The following is a 12,386-nucleotide window of genomic DNA, read 5'->3' as shown; positions in this document are numbered from 1 at the left end:
TGGCTACACCACAAACTCCCCGACGATCACCGTCACGCACTTGCCGCCCAGGATCACCCGGTCGCCGGCCAGGCCGCAGGCGATGTGGCCGCCGCGCTTCGAGGCCTGGAAGGCGCTGAACGTGTCGCGGCCGAGGCGCTTGGCCCAATAGGGCACCAGCACGGAATGGGCCGAGCCGGTGACCGGATCCTCGTCGATCCCGGCAGCGGGGGCGAAGACGCGGCTGATAACGTCGGTGCCCTGGCCGGGCGCGGTGACGATGTTGAGCGTGTGGCCGATCGCGGCGAGCGCCTTGAAGTCGGGCGTCAGCGCCAGCACCGCCTCCGCGCGGTCGAGCACGGTCAGGTCATAGCCGTTGGGATGGCGCAGCGTTTCGCCCAGGTCGACGCCCAGCGCATCGAGCAGCCCCGGCACTTCGGCGGGCTCGGGCGGATAGGCGGGCAGCGCCATCGCATAGCCGTCGCCGTCACGGCGCACTTCGAGGATTCCGGCCTTGCGGGTGCGGAAGGTGACGCGGTCGCGCGCCGGATCGGCGGAGAGCACGAAATGGCCGCTCGCCAGCGTGGCATGGCCGCACAGGGCGACCTCGACCGCGGGGGTGAACCAGCGCAGCTCGAAATCCGCTTCGCCGCTCGCATCGGGAAGGATGAAGGCGGTCTCGGAGAGGTTGTTCTCCTCGGCGATCTGCTGGAGCAGCGCGTCGTCCAGCCAAGAATCGAGCGGGATCACCGCCGCGGGATTGCCGGTGAAGGGACGGTCGGCAAAGGCGTCGATCTGGGCGAATGGCAGCTTCACTCGGGGTCCTTCAGCAGATTGGCTTCGATCATCGGGTTCTGCGGCTCGTCGACATGACCGTCGGGATCGACATGGATCAGGATCTCGGTGCCCGGGAAGGCTTCGCCCAATTCCTTTTCCAGCGCCTCGACCACGTCATGCGCCTGCTGGATCGTCATCGCCGGGTTCATCGCGATGTGGAACTGGACGAAGTCATTGTTGCCGCTGCTGCGGGTGCGCAGATCGTGCAGGCTCCTGAGCGCGGGGTTGCGCCCGGCGACCTCGACAAAGGCGCGCCGCTTCTCCTCGGGCCATTCCTTGTCCATCAGCTGGTCGATCGCGGCCTCGCTGGCGCGCCAGGCGCCGAACAGCAGCCAGAAGGCGATGGCGATGCCGAACAGCGGATCGGCGCCGCGCAGGCCCCAGGCATCGAGCGCGAGCGCGGCGATCACCGCGGCGTTGAGCATCAGGTCGGAGGTGTAGTGGATACGGTCGGCGCCGATCGCCACCGATCCGGTCTGGCGGATGACATGCGCCTGGTAGCGGGTGAGCACCAGGGTCACGACGATCGCGATCATGCTCACCGCGATGCCCGATTCGGGCGAGGCCGAGATGTCGCCGCCGCGCAGCCGCTCGATCGCCCGGACCAGGATAGCGAGCGCCGAGACGGCGATCACCACCACCTGGAACAGCGCGGCCAGCGCCTCGGCCTTGCCGTGCCCGAAGCGGTGATTCTCGTCGGCCGGCTGCGAGGCCCAGTGGACGCCGCCGAGCGTGACCAGCGAGGCGAACAGGTCGAGGACGGAGTCGGCCAGGCTGGCGAGCACCGCGACCGAGCCGGTGGTCCAGGCAGCCCAGGCCTTGAGCACGCCGAGCAGGATCGCGGAGCAGACGCTGGCGAGTGCGGCGCGGCGGGCGAGGTTGGTCACGGGTACAGCAGGCCTTCGCTCCAGCCCTGGCCGGTGCGGGTGAACAGCCGGCGCTCGTGCAGGCGGTGGGCGCGGTCCTGCCAGAACTCGATTGCGCTGGGGGTGACGCGGTAGCCGCCCCAATGCGGCGGGCGGGGGACGTCCTGCCCCTCGAACCGGGCCTTCGCTTCCTCGAAGCGCGCCTCGAAGGTCTCGCGGGCATCGAGCGGGCGGGACTGGTCCGATGCCCAGGCGCCGAGCTGCGAATCGCGGGCACGCGTCGCGAAATAGGCATCGCTCTCGGCATCGGTGGCGCGGGTGACGATCCCCTCGATGCGGATCTGGCGGCGCAGCGACTTCCAGTGGAAGAGCAGGGCGACCCTGGCGCCTTCGTGCAGGTCCTGCGCCTTGCGGCTCTCGCGGTTGGTGTAGAAGACGAAGCCGTCGGGGCCATGGCCCTTGAGCAGCACCATCCGGGCGGAGGGCTGGCCCCCGGCGCTCACCGTGGCGAGCGTTACCGCGTTGGAGTCGTTGGGCTCGCTCGCGCGCGCTTCCTGGTACCAGCTGTCGAACAGGTCGAACGGATCGGTGGTCATGCCGGGGGCTCTAATCCTCCCCCGAACGGGTGTCGAGGAACGACTCCCTTGCTGGCACATTGAATCGGCTTCGCAACGAGGAGAGCGAGATGGCGGCGCGCGCCTATTGGCAGGGACAGATACGACTGGCGCTCGTGTCGATCCCGGTCGAGATCTACACCGCGACCAAATCGGGCGCGCAGATCAGCTTCCACCAGATCCACGAGCCGAGCGGCAAGCGCATCAAGTACGAGAAGGTCGCGCCCGGCGTGGGGCCGGTCGAGCCGGACGAGATCGTCAAGGGCTATGAGGTCGAGAAGGGCGAATATGTCCTGCTCGAGCAGGACGAGATCGATGCGGTGAAGCTCGAATCGAAGAAGACGCTCGAGCTCACCCAGTTCGTCGACCTGGACGAGATCGACGTGCTCTATTTCGAGCGGCCCTATTTCGTCGTGCCGGCGGACGACCTGGCCGAGGAGGCGTTCATCGTGCTGCGCGAGGCGCTGAAGCGCACCCGCAAGGTCGGGCTGGGTCAGCTGGCGATGCGTGGGCGGGAATATGTCGTCAGCCTGAAGCCGTGCGGGCGCGGCATGGTGCTGGAGACGCTGCGCTATGCCGACGAGGTCAACAAGGCGCAGGGCTATTTCCGCGACATCCCCGACAGCGCGCCCGATCCCGAGCTGCTCGGGCTGGCCGAGACGCTGATCGAGAAGAAGGTGGCGAAGTTCGATCCCCGGGAATTCCACGACCGCTATGTCGATGCGCTGCACGAGCTGATCGAGCGGAAGAAGAAGGCCAAGGGTCGCAAGATCATCGAGGACAAGGACGACGGCAAGCAGAGCCGCGGCTCGAACGTGGTCGACCTGATGGCGGCGCTCAAGAAGTCGCTGGAGAAGCCCGGGGCGAAGGCGAGCAAGGCGGTGAAGACCAGGCCCGCGGCCAAGGCTCCGGCGAAGAAGCGCGCCTGATGCCGTCGAAGGACCCGCTCGAAAAGTACAACGCCAAGCGCGACTTCGCGAAGACCGCGGAGCCGGCGGGCAAGGTCGCCAAGGGTGGCGGCCACCGCTTCATGGTCCAGAAGCACGACGCGACCCGGCTCCACTGGGATTTCCGGCTGGAGATCGACGGGGTGCTCAAGAGCTGGGCGGTGACGCGCGGGCCGAGCCTCGATCCGGATGAGAAGCGCCTCGCGGTGCGCACCGAGGACCATCCGCTCTCCTATGCCGATTTCGAGGGCACGATTCCCAAGGGCGAATATGGCGGCGGCACGGTGATGCTGTGGGACGACGGGACCTGGGCGCCGATCGAGGGCAAGAGCGCGAAGGACCTGGAAAAGGGCCATCTCCACTTCACCCTCGAGGGCGAGCGGATGAAGGGCGAGTGGCTGCTCATCCGGCTGAAGCCGCGGGGCAGGGAGAAGAACGAGAACTGGCTGCTCCGCAAGATCGACGACCAATATGCGGGGGCGACCGACGCGCTGGTCGAGACCGCGCTGACCAGCGTGAAGACCGGGCGGACGATGCAGGAGATCGCGGAGGGCCAGAAGCCGACCTCCCGGCGAAAGCCGGCATCTCGGGCGGCTGGCGCGAATGCCGGCAAGAACCCCGGCTTCCAGAAGCCCCAGCTCGCGACGCTGGTCGATACCGTGCCCACGGGCAACCAGTGGCTGCACGAGGTGAAATATGACGGCTATCGCGCGCTGCTCAGCCTGGGCGGCAAGGGGCCGAAGATCTACACCCGCACCGGGCTTGACTGGACCGATCGCTTCCCCGGCATCGCCGAGGCGGCCGCGAACCTCGCCGGGCCGGCGCTGATCGACGGCGAGATCGTCGCGTTCAAGGACGGCAAGCCGGACTTCTCCTCCCTGCAGGAAGCGCTGTCCGGCGGCGGCGAGGGGCTGACGATGTTCGCCTTCGACCTGCTCGAAGCCGGTGGAGAGGATCTGACCAAGCAGCCCCAGCTCGCCCGCAAGGAGCGGCTGCGCGCGCTGCTGGAGGGTGCCGACAGACGCATCCAGTTCTCCGAACATGTGCTGGGCAGCGGCGAGAAGCTGTTCGAGACGATGTGCCGCGAAGGCTATGAGGGCGTGGTCTCCAAGCGCGCCGATGCGCCCTATCGCGGGGCGCGGACCAAGGCCTGGCTCAAGACCAAGTGCATCCGCCGCCAGGAGTTCTTGATCCTCGGCTGGTCGCCCTCCAGCGCCAGGGGGCGCGGCTTCCGCTCGCTGCTGCTCGGGCTGAATGGGCCGGAGGGGCTGGCCTATGCCGGCAAGGTCGGCACCGGGTTCAGCATGGAGACGCTGCAGGAGCTGCGCGGGCGCTTCGATCGGATCGAGGCGAAGAAACCTGCCGCAGAAGTGCCCCGGGCCGAGGCGCGCGGCGCGCATTGGGTGAAGCCCGAGCTGATCGCCGAGATCGCGTTCAGCGAGTTCACCGCCGACAATGTCGTGCGCCATGCCAGCTTTATCGGGCTGCGCGAGGACAAGCAGGCGAAGGAGGTGGTCGCCGAGAAGCCGGTCGCACTGCCCGAGCCGGCCAGGTCCGCGATCAGGATCAGCAGCCGCGAGCGTGTGATCTTCCCCGGCGACAACCTCACCAAGGGCGACCTGGCGGACTATTATCTCGCCACCGCGCCCATCGCGCTGCCCTGGCTCGCCAACCGGCCGATCAGCCTGGTCCGCTGTCCCCAGGGCCGCGCCCGGCAATGCTTCTTCCAGAAGCACGATGCCGGCAGCTTCGGCGAGCAGGTCCATCATGTCGACGTCCGCGAGAAGGACGGATCGGTCGAGCCCTATCTCTATGTCAGCGATGCCGACGGGATGATGGCCTGCGTCCAGATGGGCACGATCGAGTTCCACGGCTGGGGCAGCCTGGTCGCCGATATCGAGAAGCCGGACCGGCTGGTGTTCGACCTCGACCCCGATGAGGGGCTCGATTTCGAGGCAGTGAAGAAGGCGGCGGCGGACCTGAAGGACCATCTCGCCGATATCGGTCTGACCAGCTGGCCGCTGCTGTCGGGCGGCAAGGGCGTCCATGTCGTGGTGCCGCTGGTGCCCAGGGCGGAATGGCCCGAGGCGAGGAGCTTCTGCGAGCGCTTCGCCCGGGCGCTGAGTGAGGCCGAGCCCGACCGGTTCACCGCGAACCTCAAGAAGGTCAACCGCAAGGGCAAGATCTTCATCGACTATCTCCGCAACCAGCGTGGGAGCACGGCGGTGCTGCCCTATGTCGCCCGTGCCCGCGAAGGCGCGCCGGTGGCGGCGCCGGTGACCTGGAGCGAGCTCAGGGACATCGACAGCCCGAAGCGTTTCAGCATCCGCGATGCCGGCGAGCTGCTCGAGCGTGCCACCGGCCGGGCGCTGCAGGGCTGGGGCATGGCCGACCAGGAGCTGCCGGACGTCTGATTTGCCACGCAACCGGTTGCATCGCCGCCTTTCCACTGGACGGCTCGCGCGGCTTGGTTAAGCTTCCCTCCACTAGATGCATTTCCGGGGGGATTCATGCGTTTCAAACTTCTCGCGACCGCGGCGCTCGCCGCGGCCTTTCTCGTGCCGGCCGCGCATGCCCAGTCGGTGATGCAGGTGCCCGTCGGCGGGGACGGGGCCAAGCCGGTGCCGCAAAAGCCCGCCGGCGATCCGGACGATACGCCCGAGGAGATCGCCAAGGACGCGCAGCGCGACCTGAAGGACACGCGCTTCTACAACAAGCCCGGCGCCACCCGCGCGCAATATGATGCCGACTGGCAGGATTGCCGCCTGATCGCGCGCGGATCGCGCACCCCGGCGGGCACGGTGCCCTATTATTACAATCCGGCGGTGGTCTCGCCGGTCGCCGCTGGCATGGGCGGGCTGTTAGGCGGCCTGATCGGCAGCGCGATCGCCCAGGGCGCCCAGCGTCGCGAGAATCGCCGCGCCTGCCTGCTGATCAAGGGCTGGCGCCTGGTCGAGGTGCCGAACGCCACCGCGGCGCGTGTCGCCACGATGACCGACGGCCAGCGCAGCGACTATTTCAACTCGATCGTCGGCGCCGAGACGGTGGACGGCGTGATCACCGAGCGGAAGAGCTTCGAGCTGGCCGCCGATCCGAACCTCAAGCTCGACGCGCCGCTCGCCGGCACCGGCGCGCTGTGGCTGGGCAAGAATGTCGATCCCAAGGCGCCGTTCGCGCTGGCGCCGGAGGAAGGCGCGATCGTCTTCGGCTTCCGCCGTCCGGACGAGGGCAGTGCGGGCCGCTCGGGCTCGGTTGCGGTCACCCGCTACGACGCCAATGTCCGCGACCTGCTCTATCGCCCCAAGGACTGGAAGAAGACCGGCGACAAGACGACCTATTCGCTGCTGGCCAAGAGCAAGGACAAGAAGGCCGCCTATGAGGTGCAGGTGATGCGCGTCACGCCGGGCGACTATGTCCTGTCGGGCAGCGCGGTGGGCAATCTGCTGATCACCAACAGCTTCTGCTTCGGCGCGCCGACCTTCCATGTCGACCCGGGCGAGACGCTCTATGTCGGCGATTTCGTGCCGTATCTGAGCGCGAAGATGACCAATGGCGAGCGGCTCAATGCCATCGCCTGGGCCTCGCATATCGAGGATGCGCGCGGCGTGCTCGCCGGCAGCCAGGGGGCGCTCGCCAGCGCGCTCAAGCCGGCGGTGCTGCGCGACCGCGCCACCTATGCCTGTTCGGCGATCGTGATGGACCGCTGGGACCTGCCGGGCGTCGAGGACCTGCCCGAGCTGCCGCCCCAGCCGGCAGAGGTGCCGGCGCCCGCCCCCGTCGTCGCGTCGCCCGCCACGCGCTGAACCCGCGAGCGGGGCTGGGGGAGAGCCTCAGCCCCGTGCGCGCAGCCAGTTCCCCAGCCGCGCGCGGATCGGCAGGTCCCACCAGCGATAGGCGGCCCAGGCGACCAGCAGCAGGAACGGCACCAGCGCGGTGCCGATGGCGAGCAGTTCGGCCTGCGACGCCTTGCCGTTCGCGACGAAGTTCATCCAGACATAGAGGAACGGGAAATGGGTGATGTAGATCGGGTAGGAGATCCGTCCGCTCGCCTTGCATAGCCAGAGCATGCCGCGGCCGGGCTCCGAATGGCGGCCGGCGATCAGGATCGCGGGGAACAGCAGGATGACGACTGCCGCTTCATAGAGTCCGTTGAGCTTGACGCCTTGCACCACCGGCATGGTCGGCGCAGCGATCGCCGCGAGCATCACCAGCGACAGCGGCAGCCAGCCGAGCCGGATATCGGGGAGCCGGTCGCGCACCCGGTACAACCACAGGCCGGTGAGGAAGGGGAAGAACAGCCGCACCGGGGCCATCCACAAGGTCTCCCAATAGGAGCCCTGGTCGAGCGTCCCGGCCATCGCCGCGCCGGCCACCAGCACCCCGCCGCTCAGCACTGCCAGCACTGCGAGCCAGCGGGCGCGCAACCGGCGCAGGACCAGCGCATAGGCGAGGTTGCCGATATATTCCTGGAAGAGCGTCCAGATCGGCCCGTTCAGCGGATGCGTGTCGGTCCAGCGATTGGCCAGCGGCCAGCTCGGCAGCGCGAACAGGCACAGGGCGAAGGCGCCCAGCACCGACGCCAGCGGCACCGCCTGGGCCTGGCCGGCAAAGGGATCGAGCAGATAGCTCGCCAGTCCAAGCAGCGCGCCGAGGATCACCAGCGGGTGCAGCCGGATCAGCCGCAGCGCGAGGAAGCGCCCGGTGGCCATCCTGTCCCAGCGATCGTCATAGGCATAGCCGATCACGAAGCCGGACAGCGCGAAGAAGAAGTCGACCGCCAGCGGCGCGTGGTGGAGCACCACCTTGGCGCCGTCCCACATCACGGTGATGCCCTGGATGTGGAAGATCACCACGATCAGCGCCGCGGTGCCGCGCAGGCCGTCCAGGACCTCGAAATGCGCCTTGCCCGTCGCCGTCCGGTCCGGCGCCGTCGCCGGCGTCTCCGCGATTTCCGTCACTAGCCTCTCCGCTCCGTTTGCGCGGAGTGGTGTCGGGCCCGAGCGGAAACCGCAAGCCCGAACCGGTCAGGCGGTCAGGTCGCCGCGACCCCATTTGCAACGCAGGATACGATAGACGGTGTAGAGGAAGGCCAGCCCGAGCGCGCCGAGCGAGACCGGCTGGGCGATGGCCTCGGGCGCGGCCAGCCACAACAGGGTGTAGAGCGCGCCGGCGAGCGTCATCGCCAGGCCGGCGCTGCGCAGGGCGGCCTGCATGCGGCGTTCGGCGGCGAGCGAGGCGCGCGGCGCGGCCAGCGTCTTGGGAATCAGGTTGCCGCACAGGGCGACGATCACGCCGTTGGCCATCATCACCGTGCGCGTGCCGACGCTGCCATCGAGCATCCCGGCATGGACCAGCTCGCGCAGCACCAGCGTGGCGACCAGGATGAACAGGGCGGCGGCAATCGACGTGGCTATACCGATCTTCATGCGGAGGATCCTTCCCGAGGGGCGGCGGGCGCGGCGCCGCCGATGCCGAACAACTGGCCGAAGCTGAGCAGCGCATCCTCCAGCACCGAGAGCTGGAGGCGATAGACGATCGACTTGCCGTCCCGGTGCGCGGCGATCAGTCCGGCTTCGCGGAGTATGTTGAAATGCGCGGACATGGTCGGGCGCGAGACCGGGAACCGGTCGCTCAGCTCGCCCGCGGTCATCGGTCCCTGCCGCAGCAGCTCGAGCACCTTGCGGCGCGTCGGATCTGCCAGGGCTTTGAAGACGCCGTTCATGGCGATGATATTTAGCTAAACGTCGAAATGAGTCAAGCGACTTCTTGGGGAGGATTGGGAGGTCGGACTTCCTGCTCTCCTTCGTCATCCCCGCGAAAGCGGGGACCCATCTCGTGCGCTATCCACCAATACCGCTGGTGTGCTTGAGGGTCGTCTGGGAGATGGGTCCCCGCTTTCGCGGGGATGACGGAAGCAGGCAATCGATTCGGTTGAGCGGCTAAACCTGACCCGCAGCCTCCAGGATCAGCCGGGCAATCTCATGCGGGTGCGAGAGCATCGAGGCATGGCTCGACTTGAGCTCGATCGTCGTCGCGCCCATCCGCCTGGCCATGAAGCGCTCGAGATCTGGATTGATCGTCCGGTCCTCGGTCGAGACGGCGTACCAGCTCGGCTTGCTGCGCCAGGCAGCCTGGGTGGTGCGGCCAGCGAGCAGCGGCTTGTGGAAGGGCTGCTGCACCGCGAACAGCGCCCGCGCCTTGCGCAGCGGCAGGTCGCCGGCGAAGTCGCGCAGGAAGGCGGCTTCGCCCAACCGGCCCTCGTCGCCGTCATAGACGATGCCGGCGGTCGCCGGCGGCGTAAGGTATTTCGCGGCGAGCGCGGCGTAATCCTCGCCCGCATCGGGCGCGCGGGCGGCGACATAGACCAGCGACGACACGTTCGGATGCATGCCCGCCTCGGTGACGATCATCCCCGAGAAGCTGTGGCCGACGAGCACGGTCGGGCCGTCCTGCCGGTTTAGCACGCGCGTCGCCTCGGCCACCGCCTCGGGCAGGGTGGTGAGCGGGTTCTGCACCGCGGTGACGTTGAGGCCGCGGTCCTGGAGCAAGGGAATCACTTCGGACCAGCAGGAGCCGTCGGCGAACAGGCCGTGGACGAGGACGATGTTGCGCGCCTTCACCGCCGCCTTGGGACGGGCAAGCGCTGGGCCGGCGAGCGATACGGCGAGTGAGGCGAGGGCGGCGCGGGAAAAGCCGCGGCGATCGAGCGAAAGCTGGGACATGGTGGCGCAACTCCGTCGGAGGGCGGGACACCGCCGATATGCACCCGGCCCGCGCCTCGCCCAATCATCCAAAGGTTTGCCGGGCTGCAACCGCGCTTGCACAGCGCGCATTCACGCGAAGGAGAAGATATATTGCAAACGATTCGCAATAGTATTAGGGCCCGCGCAACGCCGCCGGCAGTGCGGCGACCCAACCGCTCGAAAGGGGCTCCACCTTGACGTTCAAGCTTTCTCTCTCGCTGGGGGTCGCGCTCTGCGCCCTCGCCACGCCCGCCTTCGCCCAGACGGAGGAGGCGCAGAAGCCGGCCGAGGGAGAAGAGATCGTCGTCAGCGGCCGCTATACGATCCCCGACAAGATCGACACCGCCACCGGCCTCGGCCTGACCGTGCGCGAGACGCCGCAATCGGTGAGCATCGTCACCGCCCAGCGCATCCTCGACCAGAATCTGATCAGCGTCGCGGACGTGATCAACAATGGCGTCGGCGTGTCGGTCAACGAAGTCGATGACGTCCGCAACACCTTCTATGCGCGCGGTTTCGAGATCCGGAACACCCAGGTGGACGGCGTGCCCGCCGCCTGGACGCTGGCCGGCGGCAATGGCGAGACCAGCATCGACGTGTCGATCTACGAGCGCGTCGAGATCGTGCGCGGCGCGACCGGACTGCTCTCGGGCGCCGGCGATCCCTCGGCCTCGGTCAACCTGGTCCGCAAGCATGCCGATGCCAGGGAATGGGGCGGCTACGTCAATGCCAGCGCCGGCAGCTGGAACACCTATCGCGTCTCGGCCGATGTCGGCGGTGCGCTCGACGCCAATGGCCGCATCCGCATCCGCGCGGTCGGCCGCTACGAGAATGGCAGGAACTTCACCGACCTGCTGCACACCAAGAAATATGTGCTCTACGGCGTCGTCGATGCCGATGTGACCGACACGACCCTGGTCCGCGCCGGCATCAGCTACCAGGACACCAGGCCCAAGGGCGCGACCTGGGGCGCGCTGCCGACCTTCTACAGCGACGGCTCGGTCACCACCGACCTCGCCCGCTCGCAGACCACGGCGGCCGACTGGACCTATTGGAACTCCACCAACCGCAACATCTTCGCCACGATCCGCCAGGAGATCGGCGACCGCTGGAGCGTCACCGCCAACTACAACCAGCTGCGCAACACCGGCGATACGCAGCTGCTCTACATGTACGGCACCGCCGACCGGGCGACGGGCACGATCCAGAGCAGCAACCCCTACAAGTCGAAGGGCGTGAGCACGCAGGAGAGCTTCGACGGCCAGATCAAGGGCAGCGTCAAGCTGTTCGGCCGCGATCACGAGGTGGTGCTCGGCGCGCTGCACAGCGTGCTCAACCGCTACACGGACAATTTCGTGGCGCCGTACACGGAGAACAACCCCGCCTGGGGCGCCGGGCTGAACTCCTGGGCGACCAACGTGCCCGTCCTCGGCCGTGAAGGCGCGGCCTTTCCCGAGCCGGTGTTCGGCACCACGGCGGTGCGCAACGAGCAGGAGCGGATCGAGCAGACCGGCTATTATGGCGCGGTCCGCCTCAACATCGCCGATCCGCTCAAGATCATCGCGGGCGGCCGCCTCGCCAGCTGGCACCAGCGCGGCTTCGCGTGGAGCGGCTCGAGCGACTACGGCAAGAGCGACGAGTTCATCCCCTATGTCGGCGCGCTGCTCGACATCGCCTCGAACCACCGGCTCTATGCGAGCTACACCAAGATCTTCCAGCCGCAGAACCTGCGCACCCGCACCCTCGACCTGATCGCGCCGCTCGATGGCAAGGCCTATGAGGTCGGCCTGAAGAGCGCCTTTTTCGGCGAGGCGCTGCAGACCTCGGTCGCCCTGTTCCGCATCGAACAGGACAATGTCGGCCAGCCCGACATCATGGTCACCCCGCCGGGCGGCGGCCTGCCGCAGCAGACTTATGTCGCCGCGCAGGGGGTGACGAGCGAAGGTTTCGAGATCGAGGCGACCGGCAAGCCGCTGCCCGGCTGGAACATCAATTTCGGCTATAGCCAGTTCAAGGCCGAGGACCGCGACGGCGTTGCCGCCAATACCGAGCAGCCGCGGCGCCTGCTCAAGCTGTTCACCACCTATACGGTCGATCGCCTGACCTTCGGCGGCGGCGTCAATTATCGCAGCGAGGCCTTCACCATCGCGCCGAACCCGGTCACCAATGCGCCGTTCCGCTTCGAGCAGGGCGGCTTCGCGCTGGTGAGCCTGATGGCGCGCTATGCGCTGAGCGAGCAGATCTCGGTCCAGGCCAATGTCGAGAACCTGCTCGACAAGACCTATTACAGCCAGATGGGGACGTTCAGCCAGTATCGCTACGGCGCGCCGCGCAACTTCACGGTCAGCGCCAGCTACCGCTTCTGAAAAGGGGGCAGGGAGGTGCGGCACGCGCCTCCCT

At 67.9% G+C, this 12,386-nt stretch carries 11 protein-coding genes; 4 read left to right on the top strand and 7 right to left on the bottom strand.

Annotated elements, in window-relative coordinates; all coding sequences use genetic code 11:
- Positions 1-3 precede the first annotated feature (3 nt).
- Genes ACEN8G_RS18855 through pdxH form a run of 3 tightly spaced genes read right to left on the bottom strand, consistent with a single transcriptional unit; the run spans position 4 to position 2,278 of the window.
- Complete coding sequence (locus ACEN8G_RS18855) at positions 4-795, bottom strand: PhzF family phenazine biosynthesis protein (RefSeq protein WP_413415573.1); 792 nt, start codon at positions 793-795, stop codon at positions 4-6.
- Positions 792-1,703 carry a cation diffusion facilitator family transporter gene (locus tag ACEN8G_RS18850; protein ID WP_413415574.1) on the bottom strand — a complete coding sequence of 304 codons (912 nt, stop codon included), beginning with the start codon at positions 1,701-1,703 and terminating at the stop codon, positions 792-794. The genes ACEN8G_RS18855 and ACEN8G_RS18850 overlap by 4 nt, the downstream gene beginning before the upstream one ends.
- The gene (pdxH, locus tag ACEN8G_RS18845) at positions 1,700-2,278 is read right to left on the bottom strand and encodes a pyridoxamine 5'-phosphate oxidase (RefSeq protein ID WP_413415575.1); all 579 of its coding nucleotides are present in this window, start codon (positions 2,276-2,278) and stop codon (positions 1,700-1,702) included. The genes ACEN8G_RS18850 and pdxH overlap by 4 nt, the downstream gene beginning before the upstream one ends.
- 89 nt (positions 2,279-2,367) lie before the next feature.
- Here pdxH and ACEN8G_RS18840 point away from each other — a divergent pair, with 89 nt between their 5' ends.
- From ACEN8G_RS18840 to ACEN8G_RS18830, 3 genes are all read left to right on the top strand, one after another.
- Positions 2,368-3,225, top strand: coding sequence for a Ku protein (locus ACEN8G_RS18840; RefSeq protein WP_413415597.1), 858 nt, complete (start codon positions 2,368-2,370; stop codon positions 3,223-3,225).
- Positions 3,225-5,657 (top strand): DNA ligase D, encoded by a 2,433-nt coding sequence (gene ligD, locus ACEN8G_RS18835; RefSeq protein ID WP_413415576.1) that lies wholly within the window; start codon positions 3,225-3,227, stop codon positions 5,655-5,657. The genes ACEN8G_RS18840 and ligD overlap by 1 nt, the downstream gene beginning before the upstream one ends.
- A 96-nt stretch (positions 5,658-5,753) precedes the next feature.
- Positions 5,754-7,046 (top strand): hypothetical protein, encoded by a 1,293-nt coding sequence (locus ACEN8G_RS18830; RefSeq protein ID WP_413415577.1) that lies wholly within the window; start codon positions 5,754-5,756, stop codon positions 7,044-7,046.
- Between the two features lie 27 nt (positions 7,047-7,073).
- Here ACEN8G_RS18830 and ACEN8G_RS18825 read toward each other — a convergent pair whose 3' ends face one another.
- From ACEN8G_RS18825 to ACEN8G_RS18810, 4 genes are all read right to left on the bottom strand, one after another.
- Positions 7,074-8,201, bottom strand: a complete 1,128-nt coding sequence (locus ACEN8G_RS18825; protein ID WP_413415578.1) for an acyltransferase family protein — start codon at positions 8,199-8,201, stop codon at positions 7,074-7,076.
- Positions 8,202-8,267: 66 nt separating this feature from the next.
- Positions 8,268-8,669: a hypothetical protein gene (locus tag ACEN8G_RS18820; RefSeq protein ID WP_413415579.1), complete on the bottom strand. Its 402-nt coding sequence runs from the start codon at positions 8,667-8,669 to the stop codon at positions 8,268-8,270.
- Complete coding sequence (locus ACEN8G_RS18815) at positions 8,666-8,965, bottom strand: autorepressor SdpR family transcription factor (protein ID WP_413415581.1); 300 nt, start codon at positions 8,963-8,965, stop codon at positions 8,666-8,668. The genes ACEN8G_RS18820 and ACEN8G_RS18815 overlap by 4 nt, the downstream gene beginning before the upstream one ends.
- 217 nt (positions 8,966-9,182) lie before the next feature.
- A complete protein-coding gene (locus tag ACEN8G_RS18810; protein WP_413415582.1) occupies positions 9,183-9,965 on the bottom strand; it encodes an alpha/beta fold hydrolase in 783 nt (260 codons plus the stop codon).
- A gap of 215 nt (positions 9,966-10,180) precedes the next feature.
- On the opposite strand from ACEN8G_RS18810, the gene ACEN8G_RS18805 reads away from it, so the two are divergent.
- Positions 10,181-12,352 (top strand): TonB-dependent siderophore receptor, encoded by a 2,172-nt coding sequence (locus ACEN8G_RS18805; protein WP_413415583.1) that lies wholly within the window; start codon positions 10,181-10,183, stop codon positions 12,350-12,352.
- Positions 12,353-12,386 lie beyond the last annotated feature (34 nt).

This window comes from Sphingomonas sp. Sphisp66, assembly GCF_047324325.1.
Taxonomy (GTDB): domain Bacteria; phylum Pseudomonadota; class Alphaproteobacteria; order Sphingomonadales; family Sphingomonadaceae; genus Sphingomonas.
Note: the sequence above shows the minus strand (reverse complement) of the source record. Positions and strands in the feature narration are given on the sequence as shown.

Bases quoted from the DNA above. Each gene is read 5' to 3' on its own strand.
- ACEN8G_RS18815 (WP_413415581.1), bottom strand. From the start codon at position 8,965: ATGAACGGCGTCTTCAAAGCCCTGGCAGATCCGACGCGCCGCAAGGTG.
- ligD (WP_413415576.1), top strand. From the start codon at position 3,225: ATGCCGTCGAAGGACCCGCTCGAAAAGTACAACGCCAAGCGCGACTTC.
- ACEN8G_RS18810 (WP_413415582.1), bottom strand. From the start codon at position 9,965: ATGTCCCAGCTTTCGCTCGATCGCCGCGGCTTTTCCCGCGCCGCCCTC.
- pdxH (WP_413415575.1), bottom strand. From the start codon at position 2,278: ATGACCACCGATCCGTTCGACCTGTTCGACAGCTGGTACCAGGAAGCG.
- ACEN8G_RS18820 (WP_413415579.1), bottom strand. From the start codon at position 8,669: ATGAAGATCGGTATAGCCACGTCGATTGCCGCCGCCCTGTTCATCCTG.
- ACEN8G_RS18840 (WP_413415597.1), top strand. From the start codon at position 2,368: ATGGCGGCGCGCGCCTATTGGCAGGGACAGATACGACTGGCGCTCGTG.
- ACEN8G_RS18830 (WP_413415577.1), top strand. From the start codon at position 5,754: ATGCGTTTCAAACTTCTCGCGACCGCGGCGCTCGCCGCGGCCTTTCTC.